20 protein-coding genes are annotated in these 19,770 nt (G+C 50.7%); 11 read left to right on the forward strand and 9 right to left on the reverse strand.

The window, feature by feature from the left end; translation table 11 throughout:
- Nucleotides 1–11: 11 nt before the first annotated feature.
- The gene (locus tag IM700_RS13335; RefSeq protein ID WP_193416064.1) at nt 12–887 is read right to left on the reverse strand and encodes a LysR family transcriptional regulator; all 876 of its coding nucleotides are present in this window, start codon (nt 885–887) and stop codon (nt 12–14) included.
- A gap of 156 nt (nt 888–1,043) precedes the next feature.
- Between IM700_RS13335 and IM700_RS13340 the strand changes: the two genes are divergently transcribed.
- Entirely contained in the window at nt 1,044–2,111 is a 1,068-nt protein-coding gene (locus IM700_RS13340) for a branched-chain amino acid aminotransferase (RefSeq protein WP_193416065.1), read from the forward strand.
- Nucleotides 2,112–2,230: 119 nt separating this feature from the next.
- A complete protein-coding gene (locus IM700_RS13345; RefSeq protein ID WP_193416066.1) occupies nt 2,231–2,641 on the forward strand; it encodes a MarR family winged helix-turn-helix transcriptional regulator in 411 nt (136 codons plus the stop codon).
- Nucleotides 2,642–2,708: 67 nt separating this feature from the next.
- On the opposite strand, the gene IM700_RS13350 is transcribed toward IM700_RS13345, so the two are convergent.
- From IM700_RS13350 to IM700_RS13360, 3 genes are all read right to left on the reverse strand, one after another.
- Entirely contained in the window at nt 2,709–3,479 is a 771-nt protein-coding gene (locus IM700_RS13350; RefSeq protein ID WP_193416067.1) for an RluA family pseudouridine synthase, read from the reverse strand.
- Between the two features lie 3 nt (nt 3,480–3,482).
- Nucleotides 3,483–4,346 carry a class I SAM-dependent methyltransferase gene (locus tag IM700_RS13355; RefSeq protein ID WP_193416068.1) on the reverse strand — a complete coding sequence of 288 codons (864 nt, stop codon included), beginning with the start codon at nt 4,344–4,346 and terminating at the stop codon, nt 3,483–3,485.
- 140 nt (nt 4,347–4,486) lie between these two features.
- On the reverse strand, nt 4,487–5,326 hold the full coding sequence (locus IM700_RS13360; RefSeq protein ID WP_193416069.1) for a GNAT family N-acetyltransferase: 840 nt from the start codon (nt 5,324–5,326) through the stop codon (nt 4,487–4,489).
- Nucleotides 5,327–5,474: 148 nt separating this feature from the next.
- Between IM700_RS13360 and IM700_RS13365 the strand changes: the two genes are divergently transcribed.
- Nucleotides 5,475–6,251 (forward strand): ABC transporter ATP-binding protein, encoded by a 777-nt coding sequence (locus IM700_RS13365; RefSeq protein WP_155608476.1) that lies wholly within the window; start codon nt 5,475–5,477, stop codon nt 6,249–6,251.
- A 3-nt stretch (nt 6,252–6,254) separates the two neighbouring features.
- Here the strand turns inward: IM700_RS13365 and IM700_RS13370 are convergent, their stop codons facing one another.
- From IM700_RS13370 to IM700_RS13385, 4 genes are read right to left on the reverse strand one after another with little or no spacing between them, the layout of a single operon-like run.
- The gene (locus tag IM700_RS13370) at nt 6,255–7,382 is read right to left on the reverse strand and encodes a GerAB/ArcD/ProY family transporter (RefSeq protein ID WP_193416070.1); all 1,128 of its coding nucleotides are present in this window, start codon (nt 7,380–7,382) and stop codon (nt 6,255–6,257) included.
- 28 nt (nt 7,383–7,410) lie between these two features.
- On the reverse strand, nt 7,411–7,623 hold the full coding sequence (locus tag IM700_RS13375; protein ID WP_193416071.1) for a hypothetical protein: 213 nt from the start codon (nt 7,621–7,623) through the stop codon (nt 7,411–7,413).
- A 12-nt stretch (nt 7,624–7,635) separates the two neighbouring features.
- Complete coding sequence (locus IM700_RS13380) at nt 7,636–8,829, reverse strand: Ger(x)C family spore germination protein (RefSeq protein ID WP_193416072.1); 1,194 nt, start codon at nt 8,827–8,829, stop codon at nt 7,636–7,638.
- On the reverse strand, nt 8,826–10,421 hold the full coding sequence (locus IM700_RS13385; protein WP_193416073.1) for a spore germination protein: 1,596 nt from the start codon (nt 10,419–10,421) through the stop codon (nt 8,826–8,828). The genes IM700_RS13380 and IM700_RS13385 overlap by 4 nt, the downstream gene beginning before the upstream one ends.
- Before the next feature lie 181 nt (nt 10,422–10,602).
- Here IM700_RS13385 and IM700_RS13390 point away from each other — a divergent pair, with 181 nt between their 5' ends.
- The 5 genes from IM700_RS13390 (at nt 10,603) to IM700_RS13410 (ending at nt 15,826) form a co-directional block, all read left to right on the forward strand.
- The gene (locus tag IM700_RS13390) at nt 10,603–12,180 is read left to right on the forward strand and encodes a spore germination protein (RefSeq protein ID WP_193416074.1); all 1,578 of its coding nucleotides are present in this window, start codon (nt 10,603–10,605) and stop codon (nt 12,178–12,180) included.
- Nucleotides 12,177–13,283, forward strand: a complete 1,107-nt coding sequence (locus IM700_RS13395) for a GerAB/ArcD/ProY family transporter (protein WP_193416075.1) — start codon at nt 12,177–12,179, stop codon at nt 13,281–13,283. Before IM700_RS13390 ends, IM700_RS13395 begins: the two co-directional genes overlap by 4 nt.
- The gene (locus IM700_RS13400; RefSeq protein ID WP_193416076.1) at nt 13,276–14,454 is read left to right on the forward strand and encodes a Ger(x)C family spore germination protein; all 1,179 of its coding nucleotides are present in this window, start codon (nt 13,276–13,278) and stop codon (nt 14,452–14,454) included. Before IM700_RS13395 ends, IM700_RS13400 begins: the two co-directional genes overlap by 8 nt.
- Nucleotides 14,455–14,473: 19 nt before the next feature.
- Nucleotides 14,474–14,620 (forward strand): hypothetical protein, encoded by a 147-nt coding sequence (locus IM700_RS13405; RefSeq protein WP_193416077.1) that lies wholly within the window; start codon nt 14,474–14,476, stop codon nt 14,618–14,620.
- A 159-nt stretch (nt 14,621–14,779) separates the two neighbouring features.
- Nucleotides 14,780–15,826: an HD-GYP domain-containing protein gene (locus tag IM700_RS13410; RefSeq protein ID WP_155608468.1), complete on the forward strand. Its 1,047-nt coding sequence runs from the start codon at nt 14,780–14,782 to the stop codon at nt 15,824–15,826.
- Between the two features lie 68 nt (nt 15,827–15,894).
- Here IM700_RS13410 and IM700_RS13415 read toward each other — a convergent pair whose 3' ends face one another.
- Nucleotides 15,895–16,569, reverse strand: a complete 675-nt coding sequence (locus IM700_RS13415) for a L,D-transpeptidase family protein (RefSeq protein WP_239483887.1) — start codon at nt 16,567–16,569, stop codon at nt 15,895–15,897.
- 353 nt (nt 16,570–16,922) lie between these two features.
- On the opposite strand from IM700_RS13415, the gene sigI reads away from it, so the two are divergent.
- From sigI to IM700_RS13430, 3 genes are all read left to right on the forward strand, one after another.
- Nucleotides 16,923–17,681 (forward strand): RNA polymerase sigma-I factor, encoded by a 759-nt coding sequence (gene sigI / locus IM700_RS13420; RefSeq protein WP_193416079.1) that lies wholly within the window; start codon nt 16,923–16,925, stop codon nt 17,679–17,681.
- The gene (locus tag IM700_RS13425; protein ID WP_204801154.1) at nt 17,662–19,008 is read left to right on the forward strand and encodes an anti-sigma-I factor RsgI family protein; all 1,347 of its coding nucleotides are present in this window, start codon (nt 17,662–17,664) and stop codon (nt 19,006–19,008) included. The genes sigI and IM700_RS13425 overlap by 20 nt, the downstream gene beginning before the upstream one ends.
- Before the next feature lie 62 nt (nt 19,009–19,070).
- Entirely contained in the window at nt 19,071–19,769 is a 699-nt protein-coding gene (locus IM700_RS13430) for a response regulator transcription factor (protein WP_193416081.1), read from the forward strand.
- The last annotated feature ends 1 nt before the right edge of the window (nt 19,770 follow it).

Here is a 19,770-nt window from a genome sequence, read left to right on the forward strand (position 1 = left end):
GATATGCTATCCTATTCCGTCAAATGCCGGATAAACGCCTGAAGCGTAGGGTCCATAAACGTACTGCTGCGGTACACCAACCCGACATTTTTACGTGGAACGGGCTCCGCCAGCGGGACAACGGTAATCTCACCTCGGCGGTTCGCTCCGGCCAGCGTTTGGGCATAGGAGGCAGGAAGCACGGTTCCCCCAACATGGTGAAGAACCATCTGTACCTGCGATTCCATCGTCGATAGTTCCATGACGGGCCGAATCTCGATGCCTTGTTCGGCGCAGGCCGTATCGAGCAATTGCCGAACGTAAAACTTCGGAGGAAATAAGACGAGCGGCAGCCGAGCCAACTGATCCAGTGTGACCTCAGGCAATTCTGCGTAGGCGTGCAGGCTGGAGACAGCGAATACTAACTCTTCGTCATAGAGTGGACGGCTGATGATTTGCTCGTCCTGAAGCGGCAGGAACACGACGCCGAGATCCAGCTGGTTGGCGAGCAGTCCGGCTCGCGTTTCCTCGGTAGCCAACTCGAGCACTGTCAACGCAATGCCAGGATGCTGGCGGTGGAAAGAGATCAGCTTGCTTTCCAGCAAGTGATTGCCGGAGCAGCCGATGCGGAGCTGGCCCCGCTGCACGCCGCTTATCTGGCCGATCTCCAGCTTGGCCTGCTCCACTTCATAGACGACCCGGCGGGCATGCTCCAGGAGGATGGAACCCGCTTGGGTTAGGTAGTTTTTTTTGCCGATGCGGCTGATCAGCGCAGTTCCGAGCTCTTGCTCCAGCAAGCGAATCTGGTGGCTAAGTGTGGGCTGGGTAATTCCGAGTCTTTCTGCGGCTTTGGTGAAATGCAAATCCTCACCGACCGCAATGAAATATTCCAGCAAGCGATGCTCCATTCCGGATCCCCTCCGTATCTTTTCATAGATATTGTCAATGATTATAATCGAAACTATGTTATTGATCAATGAACTTAGAATCGGTATAGTGAGAGACAGGGAATCAATTGATTCGTACGATTCGTAAAACCGATATTGGAAAAGAGGAACTGAACCATGGAAAAATGGCCAATCACGTTAACTAGAACCAAAAAAATGAAGCCTGAAGCCGATCGTTTGGGCTTTGGAAAGTATTTTACCGATCATATGCTGCTGATGGATTACACGGCAGGTCAGGGATGGCATGATCCGCGTATCGTTCCTTATGGTCCGATCTCGCTGGATCCATCGGCGATGGTGTTCCATTACGGGCAAGAGGTCTTTGAAGGGATGAAGGCGTACCGGACGCCGCAGGGAGAAGTTGTGCTGTTCCGTCCCGACATGAATTTACGTCGGTTGAACCAGTCGTGCGCTCGCATCGGCATTCCTCAGGTCGATCCGGAGGAAGTGCTTGAGGGGATTAACCGCCTCCTCTTACTGGAGGAGGAGTGGATGCCGGAAGGTGAAGGCAATTCCATGTACATCCGTCCCTTTATCATCGCTACCGAGGCGGGGCTTGGCGTGCGGGCGGCCCAAGAGTACCGTTTGATTGTCATATTATCGCCGGTTGGGGCGTATTACCCGGAAGGCATTCACCCGGTCCGCATTTATGTAGAGGATCGTTATGTTCGGGCAGTGCGCGGCGGTACAGGGGAGGCGAAAACCTCCGGGAATTATGCGGCGGGGATCAAGGCACAGGAAGACGTCAAATCGCTTGGCTTCTCCCAGGTGCTTTGGCTCGATGGAATCGAGAAACGGTATATCGAAGAAGTTGGCAGCATGAACGTGTTCTTTAAGATTGACGGAGAAGTCATCACCCCTGAGCTTAATGGCAGCATTCTAGCCGGCGTGACGCGCGATTCGGTTATCCGTTTGCTTCGCGAATGGGGCGTACCGGTTAAGGAACGTCGAATCTCCGTGGCGGAGCTGTTCGAGGCCCATCAGGAAGGTCGGCTCGAGGAAGCGTTCGGAACCGGCACCGCAGCGGTTATCTCCCCGATTGGCAGCATGAAATGGGAAGAGCGCGATATTGAAATTGCCGGCGGAGAAACCGGGGCGTTGTCTGCCAAGCTTTACGACACGCTGACAGGAATTCAACGCGGAGAACGTGAAGATTTGTTCGGCTGGCGGTATTCCGTTCAATAAATCTTCAGGGTCATCTCCTACCAGCCATCAATCACTGGATTATTGCGCAAAGCGAGCAGGAATTTGCGAAGGAAGCAGCGAATGATTTAAGTGGTGATGTAAGGCAAGGAGGGATAAGATTGCATACCGCTGAATTTGCCAGATTGCTTGATCTCATCATGAAGGATTATCAGGCCCACATGGAAGAGGAGCTGGCTCCAACGCTGACGACTTCGCAATTAACCGTTCTGGAGCTGCTGGAGCAGCAGGGCAATCTGAAGCCGTCCGATTTGATCCCGTTTCTCTCCACAACGCCGGCCGCAGTGACGATGCTGCTTGACCGGATGGAGCGGGGGGATTTGATCCGCCGCGATCGGGACGAAAACGACCGCCGCAACGTATGGGTGTCGATTACTGATAAAGGACAAACGGAAGTACAACGGGGTATCGCGGTTCGCAACGCTTATTTAAGCGGGGTATTGGATCGAATCTCCACCCATAATCAGCAACTGTTGGTTTTTTTGCTGGGCAAAATCTCCGGAACGAAATAAGAAGCGGTGTCAAAAAAAAGAGGCGGGACGCTAAGGGGTTGAAATCAACCCTAGGCATCCCGCCTTTTTACAATTCCATTCCGTTCTCCCCGGCTTGCAGCAAGGCTGCGAGGCGGGTATACATTCTATCCTCCCATAAATCCCAAGGATACGAGTGCGGAGGGAGGGAGATCAGATCAACCGGCTCCTTGGTTACGGGGTGCGGAAACCCGACATACAGTGACCAAAGGGCGATTTGTTGACCCGGTTTGTTCAATGCCGCACCATATTTTTGGTCGCCGTAGAGGGGACAACCGATGCGGTTCATTTGCACACGAATCTGGTGCGGGCGTCCGGTATGCAGCTCCACTTGTACGAGGCTCAACCCTTCTGACGTAGAACTGCCGAGCACCCGGTAATCCAAACGGGCCTCCTTAGCGCCCGGCGTCCCGGCGGGGACGACAGCCACCGTGTTGGTGCGTTCATCCTTGAGCAGCGTATCAGTCAATCGGCCTTGCGGCTGCGGTGGTGTTCCGTGCACAACGGCGACGTACGTTTTGCTGAAGCGGCGGCTGCGCACCGTCTCGGCCAACCGCGAAGCGGCCTTCGACGTCTTAGCGAAGATCATCGCGCCCCCGACAGGTCGGTCCAATCGGTGCACGAGTCCAAGATACACGTTGCCGGGCTTGCCGTATCGCTCCTTGATATCCGCCTTCAGCAGATTCAGCAGATCGGGGTCGCCGCTGGCATCCTCTTGGGTCGGGACGTTCACCGGCTTCTCAATGCCGAGCAGGTGGTTATCCTCATAAAGGATCGCCATCGCCGGCTGTCCCGAGGTCCGCTTGGCTCCGGAATCCATACGTTATTCCTCCCAGCGTCCGAGAATACCGCAAGGAAGGTGAAGCCCCGAACGGGTGATCGGCAGTCCCAATTCGCCAGCGGAGATCTTTCCGCCGTACCGCTTCTTAACCGTCATCGATAGCATGTTGTTCAGTACGGTCGGAGAAATGCCCGTCGTATAGGAGTTAATCAGGAAAAAGAGCGGCTTGTCCGACAGAATGGACAAACAAGACTCCACAAACGGGTAGAGGCTTGTTTCCAGCTTCCACATCTCCCCGCCAGGGCCGCGCCCGTATGAAGGAGGGTCCATGATGATGGCGTCGTAGCGGTTGCCGCGCCGCTGCTCCCGCTGCACGAATTTGAACACGTCGTCCGTGATGAAGCGCACGGGGCGGTCCGCCAACCCGGAGAGCGCCAGGTTCTCTTTGGCCCACTGGACCATTCCCTTAGCGGCGTCGACGTGGACGACGGAAGCGCCGGCCGAAGCCGCGGCCACGGTTGCGCCGCCGGTATAAGCGAACAGGTTCAGCACCTGGATCGGACGTCCGGCACCGGCGATCTTGTCCATCATCCAGCGCCAGTTGGCCGCTTGTTCCGGAAATAATCCCGTATGCTTGAAATTCGTCGGGTGAATATAAAATTTCAGCCGGTCATATGAAATCGTCCAGCGATCGGGAATTTGCTTCTTCATTTCCCACTGCCCGCCGCCGGAGGAGCTACGGTGGTAATGACCGTGCACTTCGCGCCAATTGCGATCCTCATCGGCAATCGGCCAGATGATCTGCGGGTCGGGGCGGCGCAAAATGACGTCCCCCCAGCGCTCGAGTTTCTCCCCGTTTCCGGTATCCATGATTTCATAATCCTGCCAATCATTTGCTACGTACATGCGTTGATCCTTCCTTCCGCCGCTCTTGCGGCCTGCCGTTCAGGCATTTCCATTAGTTCTGTTGATTCGGTAGTTATTGTACCTTATTTTTCTATTTGCATGCCACCTTCTTGGCTGCAATCTGCATCGTATCGCACGAGTTATCGCAAATAGGCATAATAGTCCTGAGATCGGCAGACCCGAAACCCAGCTTGTTCGTACAGTTTCATGGCTTGGGGGTTGTTTAGTGCCACTTCAAGCCATATCTCGTAATCGCCGGCTCTTTCGCGATCAATGACCTGACGCAGGGAGGAGCTGCCGATGCCTTGTCCGCGGCGCGATGAAGATACAACAAACCCGTAAATCCATGCTTCTCTATCACGGCGGGAAACGCGGATTTTGCCGACTGATTCCCCCTTATGTACAATCAATTCATTCTGCTCGATTTCATGATTGTTCAATGTCTCATAAAACAGCCGTGTTTCCTCTGCGGTAAGCCCGAACCCTTCCTGGTCAAGGCGAGCAAGCAGCGGTCGATCCGCATCCAGGGCTTGACGGAGTGTGACGTGAATGTCACGTGGGGGCTGGCTCGCTAAAACTGCCTCCAACCCGTATTTCATTTGGTATTCGCTGAAGTCGAAACGGCAAGGGTAATCCGCTAAGAATTTCTTGGCTGTTTCTGAGTTGCCGGGAGCATTCAGCAATATCGTCGAATACGAAACCACGGTATCGGAATTTAGTCCGCGACGCAGTAATGAGGTGAATAGACCTTGTCCGCGATATTTCGGATGAACCATGCCGCAGACCTCCAGCGTGTTTCCGAACGGATAAAGACCCAAGAAGGCGACCAACTGGCCGTCTCGGAACTCCACCAGCTCTGCTGCGCTGTCTTCCGAACGAGAGTGGAGCGTATCCCAATTCAGCTTCAGGGCAATCCCATCGTGCTCCTCAACAAGGTGTTGGAGAGTTTCGACGTCGGCCCAAGTCCATGTCGGTTTCAAGATGCCTCACTTCCTTTCACTAGTATTCTAGACGATCGGAAGAGAATTGGCACTAGAAATCATACAGCGTCCGCCTGCGCTTGACAAACCGCGGAGACAGGCGTAGCTTGAGATTACTGCAAACCTACTTATTTTCGGAGGTACTCGAATGAACATCATTGAGATGAACCAGGTAACTTGGTTCCGGGAAGGGAAAGCGGTTTTGAACGGCATTGATTGGACGGTACGGGAAGGAGAGCACTGGGCCATGCTCGGATTAAACGGCTCCGGCAAAACAACTCTCCTTAACATGCTTAGTGGATATCTCTGGCCGACGTCCGGCGAAATTCGCGTGCTGGGAAACCGGTTTGGCGAAGTGGATTTGCGGGAGCTGCGTAAAACGATCGGGTGGGTTAGTTCTTCGATGCAGTCCAAGCTGCACGGGGAGCAAAAGGCCGAAGATCTTGTGGTGAGCGGCAAGTTCGCTTCGATCGGACTTTACGAGAAACCAAAGCCTGAGGATTATGACCGGGCCGATGCCTTGATGAATCAACTGCGATGCAGTCATCTGCATGGCCGCACCTATCAGACCTGCTCCCAAGGTGAGCAGCAAAAGCTGTTGATCGCCCGGGCATTGATGGCATCGCCCAAATTGCTTATTTTAGATGAGGCGACGAACGGGTTGGATTTCATCTCCAGGGAAGGGCTGCTTGCCAGCATCGCAAACCTGGCTGCCGAGCCCGATACGCCGCATATGTTGTATGTGACGCACCATACCGAGGAAATATTGCCGATATTCAGCCATACACTGCTGCTTCGCCGAGGTGAGGTATACGCGCAAGGGAAAACAGCCGAAGTCCTGAACGAAACGGGGTTGTCCGACTTTTTTGAGACTCCTGTTGCCTTGCGTTGGAATCAGGAACGGGCTTGGCTGTCGACGAAATAAGTCTTAACCCACCGAACTTTTCTCGGCGGGTTTCGTTGTTTTAGACTTCGAAGATGGAGAACGAATGGCACTCATCAACCAGTAAATCGCTGGGATCAGGAATTCGGCAAAGTACAAAAGCGGTGCACAATCCCAGGACAGGAAATGATACATCTCCGGTGGGTTACGGACGATAGCCAAGGAGAACACGGAAACAAAGGCGACCACCGGCAGGGTGAAAGGCTTATGATCCTTGACGCCAGTCAGCTGGGAGAGGCAAATGACCGCCGTAAATACAATAAATGAGATTTTTACAAAGATGCTAGTTAACCATAAGATGATTAGAATCGGGTCCATCGTTTCGATAAACGAGCCGACGCGAATGAAACGAACGAGTTCCATGTCAGGGTACAGCAGGTTGGCTCCCAGGTTTGGCCCAAACGTCAACAGTACCGGGATGAGGTGCAACAGGATAAACAGCAACGAGATCCCGGTTGCCCAAGCGAGAGAGTGATACACCATTTTAGGCGCTTTTAAATAAGGAAACAACAGAAACAGAAAAGCCATTTCTCCAAAAATGGCTACCGTTTCATAGACACTGGACCCCATTTCTTTCACCGATAAGTGAGTGATTAAGGCGGTGAACATACTCGTCTCCATCTCCTGAAACCCAATAAACGGAATAAAAAAGAAGGCGACTGCAAAGATGAGAAAGAACCCCTCGGCCGTCCGAAAAATTGTCGAAATCCCGCAGCGTACGGCGTAAGTGACACATACTCCGAAAATAGCCGCAATTGCCCAATTCGGTGTACCGATTAAATACTCCGACACTAAAAAATCGCTGAGTTCTCTTAGATCCAAAGCGGCAAGAAAGAGATGGGTCAACAGAAGATAGAGGATGAAAATGAAATGAAGGGGGCGACCCACCAATTTGCTCCCATAACGTACGAGGAACTCGTCGGGGCGGGAAGAGCCGACTTTGTATGCCGGGTAGATTAACAACAGGCCGAGCAGGCCGCCCACTAGAACCGCGACAGGGCTGGAATATTTGCTGCCCCCGATTAGCATCCCCGAATAAAAGGCGATAACCGTGGTGAATATCTGCAAGCTATAAAGCGTGAAAATTTGATTGGATGTAATATTTTTAAGCATGCTATCCGCCTCCTAGTAACCAGAATCGTCATGATCCACTAAACATCGTTGCACGTAAATAATGGAACAAGCTAGGTAAATTCCATTGGTCTTTCAGTTTAAATAAGACTTCCGCGGTAACAAAAAAGCAGAGCGAGACGAGCAGAACCTTGAGTCGAGTTTTGAGCTTGATCCCTTCTTTTTTTTGCATGAACCAGTCCGCCAGCATAATCAGCGTAAACAGGATCCCTATCCAGAACACGCTTATCCCTCGCTATCTATTGGTTTCTTGAACCACGGAACGATAAACGCCGCCCGAACGGTTCAGGTTAATGTCCACGCTCACATCAATGGGGAGCTCCTTGGCATATATATTTTTCCATTGGTCTCGAACCGAATGCCAAACTTTTGGATACCTCCAGTCCAGATACTGGCTCATAATAAAAGCGTCGGAACGGGCTTGGCGGGTTTTGGCCAACACATCAAGAAACTGTTCTTCCACTGTTTTATTGAGGATTTCCTCCAGTTTCAGAAGGACTTCCGGATTTTTTAGATCAATGTGAGAAAGAGAGGATTCTACAAAAGCTTTGGCGCTGCTCTTGACCCGAAAAGAGATGTTCTCTCCATGCACGACCGGATCGATACTCGTCTTAACATCCTCGATGAAAAAGCTGATCTCTTTATCATCGGTGGGGGAGGAGATGGTTGTGGTCGTATTCTTGAGCTGGGAACTAATCCAAAGCGCGACCCGGTGTTCATGGGGGGACAGCACGATCTTCGACATCCTTCCACCGCTGAATATCGCTGCCCCCCCGGATCCCATCCAGCGGTTCTTCTTGGGGTCCTCTTGCGCCACTCCCGGAAGTTCCCCAAAATTTAGCAGCGGGATCAGGATATCTCCACCTTGGTACAAAGCAATTTTGTAGTCCTTGATCGTGGTGTCCAGCGTATAGTGATGGTTTACGTATTTACGTAGGATGTCACTAATAATTCGTTCAAACACCATCGGTGAACGCGTAATTTCTTTGACGTCGCCGGGCGTTATGAACAGGCTGGCGCTGAGCCGGAAGGAAGGTTGGCGGAAGACGAATTCGATGACCTTGTCCAAGCCTTGCTCCGCCTGTCTACGACCAACCACAATGATTCGGGTTTGACCGAAGGAGATGTTTCGCGGGAGGTCGACTTGCAGCATATTTAATGCCTGGCTCAGATTATCCGCATGTTTGGTTACAAAGCTAAACGGATCCCCCTTAGGTTGACCTGCACCGCCGGCTTGTCCAGGGATCATCCGATTGGGCAGAGGAACCCCGACGGTCAGCTCCGTCTTCCCATCTTCTGTCAGGTCGATCAAGACGGTGTTCACAAATGCACGATTATTCAGTTCTTCGGCAGACCAGCAGCCGCTAACTCCGATGAAGAGCAGGAAGACTAGCGTTGCCTTGATGGTTGTACGATGTATTCTCGTCACTCCAGATCACCTTTCTCCTTGACCCAAGCACGAGGATCCTTGGTTTGGCGGACTTTGTTGTTCGTGAGTTGAACGGGACGCTTCTGCATCTTCCACCAGGGGGCTCGAAGGAGCGTATCGCCTAAATCCTCGATCACGAGCGGTGCAATTGGGGACATATAAGGAACCCCAAAGGACCGCAAATTCACCAGATGAATGTAAATCAGGATTATCCCGCAGGTCACGCCGTACAATCCGAACATCGAGGCTAAAATCATGATCGGGAAACGCAGCAACCGAAAGGCCAGACCCAAATCAAAATGGGGGATGATAAATGAGGCGATACCCGTTAATGAGACGATGATGACCATCGCCGCCGAGACGATCCCCGCCTGAACGGCAGCGGTGCCGATGATCAAAGCTCCGATAATGGATACGGCTTGTCCAATCGATTTCGGGATTCTGATCGAGGCTTCTCTAAGCGCTTCGAAAGCCAGTTCCATGGCAAAAGCCTCCCATAACGCCGGAAACGGGACGATTTCTCGGGATGCAGCGATCGTAATGAGCAGCTGCGACGGAATCATCTCCGGATGAAAGGTTGTGACGGCGATATAAATGGACGGAAGCGTTAAGGAAGCAAACACAAAAAAATAACGGATCCAGCGAATCCAGTTCGCTGCGACATATCGCTGGTAATAGTCCTCAGCCGATTGCAGCAGCATCGGCAGCGTCACCGGGGCAAGCAACACAATCGGTGAACCATCCACGAGTATGGCAATTCTCCCTTCTAGCAATGCCGCGCTGACGACGTCAGGGCGTTCCGTATACTGGAGTTGCGGAAAGGGCGAGTAGGGATTATCTTCGATAATTTCTTCCAAGTAGGCAGAGCCAAGCACGCTATCCATGTCGATGTAGGATAGTCGCCGCTGCATTTCTTTCAGCAATTCCGGCTTGCAAACATCTTCGACGTAAGCTATAACAATACTGGTTCGCGATTCCCGGCCTTTGTTGATCGCCGGGGTCTTGAATTTTTTCGATTTGATTCGACGGCGAAGCATCGTTAAGTTCTTCTCCAGATCTTCGATAAAAGCTTCTCTTGAACCTCGGATGACCGATTCATTAGGGGCTTCATCGATTCCGCGCGTCGGATAAGCCGAGATGGAGAACGTCAGCATGCGCGTGTCACCGTCGATCATCAGCAACGCACCGGCGTTCAGCACGGCTTGAATCGCTTGATTCAGATCATTGATGACCGTAGCTTGGGATACACTTAACGCCTCGTCTTCGAACAGAAATTGATAGATGTCCTTCTCTTCCAATTGCGCGGATTCCCGCTGCAAACTCCGCACGATAAATTGCTGCGCCGTTTCCTGCGCAATCATGCCTCGTACGTATACCAAGACACAACGCTGACCGGAGCTGATCGTAAATTCACGGTAGATCACGTCCGAGCTGTCCTTAAGCTCCTGCTTGATCCAATCCAGACGAGTGGACAAACTTCCGTCTTTATGAGATCCGGATGAATCTGTGCGACTTGGTGGATTCGCTGGGGTTTTGCTGGGCTCTCCCCCTCCGGAGAGTTTCCGGCGTTGCAGTTTTCTGATGAAAGGCATGGAACCTCCTCCTTCCTGGGCCGATTATTCCCAGTTAAGATGTGCGATGCGAAGGGAATTTATTCTTTTTTTCGACTTGGACGCGTTCTATGAAAAACCGAAAAGGGATTATTTTCGGAGGAAGTTGGTAATAAAGGGTAACGACATCAGAGATGATCTGACTTATTGGGGATGATGTGTTATGCCAAGATTTATGTTCCGAAATCAACACAAACGAAGCCCCGTCCTAAAGAGTGGAGCAGCGCAAGGCGATGCGCTCGCTTCGTCAGCCTTCGGCGGCAGCGTTCATGAGTCGATTGCCAAGATCGTTCGTATCCTAGATGCTCCTGACGACTTGGTTACCCGATTTGTCAGCGGCGGGGAGGGGATCCCGCAATGCGGGATTCTTTGCATCGCCGGATTGTCGGATTTAAATATGATCAACGAACAGATCGTAACTTCGTTGCAGCAGGCGTTTTCCGCCATAAGACATGCCGAGAAGATGTCCGGACAGGATCTGTTTGATTTATTAAACAAACAATTTTTATCGGTTCAAAAATATAAAATAACCCCATCGCTCGACGACGTACTGGTATCAGTGTTATCGGGAGATACCGCGTTTTTTATCGACGGCTTGGATCAAGTTCTGCTGATCGCCAGTAAGAAATGGACGGGGCGGAGCGTGGAGGAGCCCCAAACGGAAGCGTTGGTTCGCGGCCCGCGCGAAGGCTTCAATGAGAGCATTGAGACGAACATCATTCTCTTGCGCCGAGCGATCCGCGATCCGAAGCTGCGATTTGACACTTACCGGGTCGGAGCAAGGAGTAAGAAAGAGTTGGTTATCACCTATATTGACAACATCGTCCACCCCGACCTTGTTCAAGAGGTGAAGCGGAGAGTGGAGACGATCGATATTGACGATGCGCCGGAGAGCGGAACAATCGAGCAGTTGATCCAGGACAGCTTCTTGTCTCCGTTCCCTCTAATTCTGCATACGGAGCGCCCGGATAAAGTCGCCTCTGCCGTTCTACAGGGCAAGGTGGTAATCCTGCTTGACGGCACTCCGTTTGCGCTCATCATGCCAACCACGTTCGTCTCGTTAATACAATCTCCGGAGGATTATTACGAACGTTGGCATATCGGGTCATTGATCCGTATGTTGAGGTATTTTGCGGTGGTGATTTCATTAACATTTCCTTCGCTTTATATTGCGTTAGTCTCCTTCCATCAGGGGATGATTCCGTCTAAATTGGCTTTTTCCATTGCTGCCGCACGGGAAGGCGTCCCGTTCCCGGCTGTGGTCGAGGCTTTTTTAATGGAATTTACGCTGGAGTTGCTGCGGGAAGCCGGAGTTCGTTTGCCGAAGCCGATTGGTCAAACAATCGGGATCGTAGGGGGGCTTGTGATAGGCGAGGCGGCCGTACAGGCCGGAATCGTCAGTCCCATTATGGTGATCGTCGTGGCAGTAACAGCGGTGGCTTCTTTCGCCATTCCGTCTTATAGCGCGGGAATCACCTTCCGAATGCTGCGTTTTTGTACCATGCTTGCCGCCTCCATGTTCGGCCTCTACGGGATCATCATGACGATCATCATGATTTGCATTCATATGTCCAGGCTGCAAAGTTTCGGCGTACCCTACTTTACGCCGATGGCCCCCTTTTTCTCGCGAGATTGGCGAGATATGTTAATCCGGGCGCCGTTAACGATGCTGACCAAACGGCCGAAATTTATGCAGACGCAAGATGAGGAACGAATGAGTGATGAAAGGGGCGGCCAATGAAGTCTTTTGAATACGGTGATAGAGAAGTAGGTACCACAGAAGTATTCGCATCGGTTGCTAACATGGTCATCGGATTTGGCGTGCTCACGCTTCCCCGTACTACCGTTAAATTGACGGGATCGATTGACGGATGGATGTCCATATTCATCGGTGGAATAGCTGCGATTCTGTTTACTTGGATTGTTAGCAAGTTAATTTCGCGTTTTCCGAAGCAAAACCTTTACGAAATTGCCGGCAGGGTGATCGGTAAACCTTTGGCGGTTTTCTTTACTTTACTGTTTGCCGTATACATGCTGACCTTCGTGAGTTACGAAACCCGAGGGGTAGCCAGTATTTCCCGAATCTACTTGTTTGATCGTACTCCAATCGAAGTGATCTGCCTGGTTTTCCTGCTCGTGCTTGTTTATGCTGTTGCAGGACCCAGCGTAGCTTTGTTCCGATTAAACATCGTATTTCTGCCGATTGTGATCTTGTTGTTAATGGCTTTGATATTGATGAATATCAGTTTCTTTGATATGCGCAATCTCAAACCTCTCTTCATTATTGATTGGCGAGATATCGTTTTCGCATCAAAGGAATCGCTGTTTTCATTTTTCGGCTTTGAGACTTTGTTGTTCTATAATGCGGTCATCAATCGGCCTAAAAAAATCGTCAAGGCTTCGTTACTAGGAATGATGGTTCCGTTCACGACCTATTTGCTGGTGTTTTTCTTTACGATCGGTGTCTTCGGACCCGAGGTTACGGCCAGCACACTTTATCCTACTGCCGAATTAGCCAAGCAGGTGGAAGTCCCTGGCGGTTTTTTTGAGCGGTTTGAATCGATTTTCTTTTCCATATGGGTGCTAACTTTATTCAGTACGGCTGCGATGGCCTTTGACGTCGCGATTCAAGCGCTCGAAGCTGTTTTCAAAAAAGCAAAGCGCATTACACTTACGATCTGGTTGAGTCCGATCGTATTCTTGATCGTCATGCAGCCTCAAAATCTGATCGAGATTCAACGATTCGGAGAATGGATCAGTTATGCCGGAGTTGGATTAGGCATGTTATTGCCGACCATTCTACTTCTATTGTCTTTGCTACGGGGGGTGAAAGGACGTGTGTAGGTACCGTGCTGGTGTGCTAGTCTTGTTAACCTTACTGATTCTCGCGACAACCGGCTGTTGGGACCGGGTTGAGATCGAAGAAAGGGGATTTGTGGTAGGAGCCGGGATCGATATCGCCGAGGAGGAGCAAGCGGAGAAGGGAAAATATCTATTGACGTTTCAGTTTGTCGTCCCCAGCGGATTGCAGTCCAAGGAAAGCGGTGGTAAAGGAGGGAGCAAAGGAGAAGCGTATTTCAATTTGACCTCTGCGGGAAATACCATGTTCACCGCAGCTCGGAATATGTCGTATAGGACAAGCCGTAGCCCCTATTTGCAACATAACCGTTTGATCCTCATTTCTGAAGAACTCGCTTTGCGAGGTGAGTTTGTCAAAACACTGGATTTGTTTCTTCGAGATCATGAAATGAGACGGGCCACCAAAGTGATGGTGGCTGAGGGGAAAGCAAGCGAACTGTTGGAGGTTAAACCCAAAAATGAGAAGATTCCGATCATGTATTTTGAATCGACGGCGGAGAATCCTCCCAAAAGCGCTAGAATCTATCCCCCGACGAATATTGGAGACGTACAATCCTTTATTCTATCCAAAACAAGCTTCGCACTCCCGAAACTCAGCAAATTGGATGATGAGGTGTCCGTTTCCGGATCGGCGGTATTTGACGGTGCCTCTCAAAGGCTGAAAGGGTTCCTGAATGATCGAGAAACGTCAGGGCTTAACTTCCTGCGGGGAACCGCTCAGGAAGGCGTGTTGGAATTCAAGATGAATGACGATTTTCTAGCCTATGAAATCAAAGGGCTGAAGCGAAAGATTCGAGCAGATGTATCCGATCTCGAGCATATCCGGTTCACTCTATTTCTCGATATGGAGGGGAATATTGGCGAAACTCAGGAACGAATCAATCTGTTGAAGCAATACGAAGTGTCGGAAATCGAGCAGAAAGCCGCCGACGAATTGTTCAAATTGACCACCTCCACGATCGAGAGGGTTCAACAAAAATTCAGGGTGGATGTGATCGGCTTGGGAGATTATTTAAAGCAGCAACACTATTCGGTATGGAAGAAGATTAAAGACAATTGGGATCGAGGAGATAATATATTCGCTCAAAGCGATATCGTCGTCGAGGCACGGGCAGAGGTCCGAATCTTCGGTTCAACGGTAGAAACAAATAATTGATTTTGTGAGGTGATTGCGAATGTGGAATCTATTGTTGGACCGGATTCCTACGATGAGGACGCTCATTTGCGCTGCATTGTCAGCTGTGATTCCTTGGACCCTCTATTTGATTAATCAGACGCTGCATCGGTACGGCGATCCACCGTGGAAACGAAACGCCAAGTAGGCAGGGGCCTTTTGGCCCGTGTGATGCGAAGGATAAAGTACGAAACCCCCTCCAAAACACGCCTTTAGGACTATTCATGGGAGGCCCAATTTGCGCGATATTTATAGATAATAGTACAAATTTCGTCGGTTAACGCGCAGATGAAGAAGGGAGGGGCATATGAAAACTCACGTCATGGAGCTTCAGGAAGGGGATCGTCTAAGAACCGATGTGTTTAACCGGGCCGGTTTGCACGTTCTTCCAAAGGGGACAAGCATTCATACGGAGGAAATCGCCCTGCTGATTCGACAGAGTATCGAATACGTCGATATTGAACTACGTGCAGGGGAAGACGCCCTGAATTCTGAGAAGAACCCTAGCTTCACGCAGCGTTTACGCGATAACTTTTATTTTACGGTTAAAGGTTATCAAGCGTTATTTCTAGAGGCGCTCACGACAGGGAAATTCAACCAATCCATGGTTGAGCAGCAATTGGTGCCCATGCTTGAAGCGCTCGATCAAAGTAAGGATGTCGTTTCACTTCTGATCGCCTTCTCGGAAGAGGATGTCAATATTTATAACCATTCATTGCAGGTGGGTCTATTGTCCTACTACATTGCCACTTGGCTTGGACATTCGCCTAATGAGTGTTATGAGATCAGCAAAGCAGGTTATTTGCATGATATCGGCAAAAGCCGGGTCCGCCAGTCGCTGCGTAATCGTGAACAGGAGTTGGTTGGGGAAGAGCAGGAAGAAATGAACCGCCATACCTCCTACGGTTATGAAATTATTCGTAGGTCAACAGGGGAAGAGGTGACGGCACTTGTCGCACTGCAGCATCATGAACGGGAAGACGGTTCCGGTTATCCGGCCGGCCTCCGGAAAGAGAAAATTCATCCCTATGCCGAAATTGTAGCGGTCGCCAATGAATACATAGCCATGACTTCACCCGACGCTTCGGGTACTCGGCAAGATCTCTTATCCGTACTGAGAAACATCTACATGATGGGGTTTGGCAAGCTGAATGAGAAAGCGGTTCAGGCGTTGACTTCCAACCTCCTCCCGAACTTTATAGGGAAGAAAGTCAAATTAAGCAACGGCGAAACGGCGACGATCGTATGGAATAACCCATCTGATATTTTTAAACCGCTCGTGCAAATTGACGAATGGCAGTTCCGGGATTTATCAAGGGAACGGCATATCGAGTTAGTCCAAGTGTTTGTTTAAGCTACTAAAACATGAATAAACAACCCGTTATCTCCATCCGATGAGAACGGGTTGTTTTTGGTTTCGAATTAATCGGATAATCCTAGAGCCTGGTAGACCCGGTAAGACACAACGCCGTTGGGGATCAACCCGTGATCGCGTTGGTATTGGGTTAAGGCCTGGGTAGTTGCCCGGTTGAACTTACCGTTACAATCGCCCTTGAAATAGCCTGCGCTCTTTAACCGTGATTGAATCAACTGCACGTCACCCCCAACGTCCCCTTCTGCTAAATCGCGTGGGTCGTGGTCTGCGTCTCCGAGAATATGGCCATAGATCGTTACTTTGGTTCCTAAAGGAATCAGGTCAAACAATTCCATGACGTCGTGATTCCGCATCCGGATACAGCCATGGCTCTTGTGCCTTCCAATCGAATCGGGCCGGTTGGTGCCATGAATCCCATAAAAGCCCCATGGCACGTTAAGTCCCAGCCATCTTGGACCAAAGGAAGGCCCCCAGTCCTTGCCTTTATACGTGACCAGATACTCTCCTACAGGGGTAGGAGTCGAAGGGTTGCCTACCGCAACGGGGTAGGTTTTATAGGATTGTCCTTGAATTTTGACAATCAGCCGATGTTGCCGGGGGTAGACTTCGATCGAAAATATGCTTTCCTCCGAGACGATGGGCAGCGAGGGGGAGGCTCCTGCATCCGCAGGAAAAGCGATGATGGGGGTTAAGACGCATAGAAGCAGCGTAAGTACCGCCAAGGGTTGCGTTATAACCCAAACCCTGTTGTCTTTGTTAGTCATGGATTCACCATTTTACCTGATGGGATTGAAATAGGAACGAACACTCGTCAATTCCGCTTGTAGTGTCTCCTGCGTGTCGGTGATTATGCACCACTGAAGATCATCCAGATCGGTCCAGTTTCGGAAACACCGTTCGAGGCCGGGATTACTGCTACCCTCGTCTCGCTGCAAAAAGGGAAACGTTTTTGGGGCTAGAGATGCTTTTTTGCCAGTAGGGTTCAGCAACTTACTAATCGCAACGATAAAGATATATAGGGGTTCACCCCCATAAACGGTAACCATTTTTACGTAATAGGAAGTGATCCGCTGTGTTGGATAGACCGATAAATGAACTACTGCATCAAGCTCAAGCGGGGAACAACAACGAAAGAGACCTGTTGATCGACTACTATCGTCCGTTCATTATCCGTGCGGTATCCCATGTTTGCAAGAGGCAGGTCGGTTGGAACCAGGATGAGGCAAGCATCGGAATCATTGCGTTCAATGAGGCGATTGACCGGTATCTCTTAGCATCCGAGAAATCATTTGATAATTTTGCTTATATGGTGATCCACCATCGTCTTATTGATGAATTTCGCAGGCAAGGAAAATACATGCAACTGGAAAGTGCCATTTGGGACGGGAGACACGCGGAGTTGGACCAGTCGCCACTTGAGGTCGCTAGTTCTTTGGAAATCTTCGAGCGGGAACAAGCGGCTGAGGCGCTCGCGGAAGAGCTTCGCTTGTACGATGTGACTCTTCAGCAATACGGGATTGATTTGGAAGAGTTAGAGGAAGTCTCTCCCAAGCATCGGGATACCCGAGCGCAGTTGATTCGGATCGCTCGAATCTTTAGTGAGCATCCGCAATGGCTCAATACGTTAAGGACGACCAAAAGGCTTCCGGCTAAAGAAATGTTAGCCGTCTTTAAAGTTAGCTCCAAAACGCTGGAGCGCAACCGAAAATATTTGATCGCGTTAATTTTGATTTATGCCAGCGAAGAGTTCAAGCGAATTAAGACCACGGTATCGTTTGCGGAAGGAGGTGTGGAAGAGGATGCAAGGAACCGTCATGAAAATCACAAAAGATAACATCGTCGTCCTCTGCGAAGACGGAACCTTCCGCAATCTACCGAAGCCGGAGGTGCTGCCGGGGTTAGGAGAGCAAATTTCAGTGACTTCATCTGCTAGGAACGGTAACGTTAACCGGCGAAACATCAGACTGACAAGGACTATAAGCTCTGTGGTCGCTTCAGTTCTGTTGCTGATCGGTGTCGTTTTCCTATTCCAATGGATGAGGCAAACCACGGAACCCCTTACTCGAGTGGCCATAGACATCAATCCGAGCATCCAACTTGGCGTTACATCAACCGGTAAGGTTAGGGAAGTGAATCTGGTTAATGATGAGGCTAAGTTGCTCATCACCCCTCGTCAGCTGAAGGGGAAGACGTTTAGCGAGGCGGTTGGTCAGATTATTACTCAGGCGAAGAGAGACGGTTACTTAGAGGACGGAACAACTAAAACCTGGATCTGGATGACGCTTATTCCACCGGAGAATTCCGATGCTCCCGCTTATTCGATCGACCGCTCCTCACTTCCGATCTCCGAGAGCTACAACCTGGAGTTATTTACAGCAACACCTGTACAGGTAGAAAAGGCGGCAGAAGCCCATTTATCCGTAAATAAATATAGGGTGTACGAGCAAGCGCAGATGCAAGGTATCAAGTTGGATATTACGGAGCTGCAGACTCATTCCATTGTATCCGTGCTTCAAGCTGTGGGCATAACGCCCGCCAGCCTCTTTGAGCATGATGTAAATAAGGAGATGCCTGCCGCTGCCGGGGGCGACCTCTCTTCTGAACCGACGCCTTCGCAGAAGACGGACGGGGACTTGAACGAGCAGCAATCGGATCCGAACGTAACAGAAGGGAAGGAGCCAATCCAGCAGAAGGGGAACAACTCTACGCGTATTCATCCGCCTGCCAAGGAGGAGGAGAAGGAGACCAAACGCTCCCAATCTTCGTCTTCGGGGAAAGAAAGACAACCTTCTATGGAACCGGTGGTAGAGCTCCGGGAAGAACCATCTTATGACAGCGCCACTGATCTGCAGGTGCCAGAAATGACAAAACCGGATCCGATTAAGGTCCCTGGGAATGAATCTGCTGGAAACGGAAATGAGAAGGAGAATGGCAACAAGCGGCCGGAGAAAGAGGTACTGGAACCCCGTAACACAGCACCATCGCAGCCTGTGAACTCGGTAGGGGAAAACCAAGGAGGAGGCAACGGGGACGCTAATCAAAAGAACAATAGTAACGGTAATAGTAACGGTAACGGTGACGGTAGCGGTAATAGACATGGCAACGGTGACGCTGAGAATAGCAATGGAAAGAGCGGAACGGTAATTACGAATAACCCGTAAACTTTCCTGCGCGTCCGCAGACAGGTACAATAGGTGTCGAGGAAAGTAAAATGGAGGCACTTATGGAGAAAACGAAAATCCTGATCATCGACGACGAGGCGGCTATCGCCGACTTATTGGCTTACGGGTTGTCCAAGGAAGGGTTCGACACGCAGACGGCGGGGAACGGAGCGGAAGGGCTGGAGCTGATGAAGTCATTCCGTCCGGACTTGTTGTTGCTGGACTGGATGCTGCCGGACCAAAGCGGGCTGGACATTTGCAAAAAAGTGACGGCGGCGTACAACCTTCCCATCCTGATGATTACGGCGAAGTCGGATATTACCGACAAAATCCTCGGATTGGAATTCGGCGCCGACGATTATATTACGAAGCCCTTCGACCTTCGCGAAGTGGTGGCCCGAATTCGCACGATTCTTCGCCGGATTCAGTCGACCGGAGGCGGGCAGGGGGCATCCCAGGAGGAAGAGCGGATTCGCTTCAAAAATATTGAAATTATCGAAAGCGAAAGACTTGTCCGAAAGGACGGCGAGCCCGTAGATTTGACACCAAAAGAATTCGATCTACTGCTGCGGCTTTATCGTCATCAGGGCAAAATATATACACGCACGGACCTGCTTGACCTTGTGTGGGGTTATGACTTTCCCGGAGATACGCGCACCGTCGACACCCATATTCAGCGACTACGCAAAAAGCTGGATGCCGGCGACCAGATCACCACTGTATTTGGAATCGGGTATAAATTCGAGAAACAGGCGGACTAGG

The organism is Paenibacillus rhizolycopersici, from assembly GCF_014947195.2.
In the GTDB taxonomy this organism is placed as follows: Bacteria; Bacillota; Bacilli; order Paenibacillales; family Paenibacillaceae; genus Fontibacillus; species Fontibacillus rhizolycopersici.

Bases quoted from the DNA above. Each gene is read 5' to 3' on its own strand.
- IM700_RS13335 (WP_193416064.1), bottom strand. From the start codon at position 887: ATGGAGCATCGCTTGCTGGAATATTTCATTGCGGTCGGTGAGGATTTG.
- IM700_RS13340 (WP_193416065.1), top strand. From the start codon at position 1,044: ATGGAAAAATGGCCAATCACGTTAACTAGAACCAAAAAAATGAAGCCT.
- IM700_RS13350 (WP_193416067.1), bottom strand. From the start codon at position 3,479: ATGGATTCCGGAGCCAAGCGGACCTCGGGACAGCCGGCGATGGCGATC.
- IM700_RS13355 (WP_193416068.1), bottom strand. From the start codon at position 4,346: ATGTACGTAGCAAATGATTGGCAGGATTATGAAATCATGGATACCGGA.
- IM700_RS13365 (WP_155608476.1), top strand. From the start codon at position 5,475: ATGAACATCATTGAGATGAACCAGGTAACTTGGTTCCGGGAAGGGAAA.
- IM700_RS13370 (WP_193416070.1), bottom strand. From the start codon at position 7,382: ATGCTTAAAAATATTACATCCAATCAAATTTTCACGCTTTATAGCTTG.
- IM700_RS13385 (WP_193416073.1), bottom strand. From the start codon at position 10,421: ATGCCTTTCATCAGAAAACTGCAACGCCGGAAACTCTCCGGAGGGGGA.
- IM700_RS13390 (WP_193416074.1), top strand. From the start codon at position 10,603: ATGCCAAGATTTATGTTCCGAAATCAACACAAACGAAGCCCCGTCCTA.
- IM700_RS13395 (WP_193416075.1), top strand. From the start codon at position 12,177: ATGAAGTCTTTTGAATACGGTGATAGAGAAGTAGGTACCACAGAAGTA.
- IM700_RS13405 (WP_193416077.1), top strand. From the start codon at position 14,474: ATGTGGAATCTATTGTTGGACCGGATTCCTACGATGAGGACGCTCATT.
- IM700_RS13410 (WP_155608468.1), top strand. From the start codon at position 14,780: ATGAAAACTCACGTCATGGAGCTTCAGGAAGGGGATCGTCTAAGAACC.
- IM700_RS13425 (WP_204801154.1), top strand. From the start codon at position 17,662: ATGAAAATCACAAAAGATAACATCGTCGTCCTCTGCGAAGACGGAACC.
- IM700_RS13430 (WP_193416081.1), top strand. From the start codon at position 19,071: ATGGAGAAAACGAAAATCCTGATCATCGACGACGAGGCGGCTATCGCC.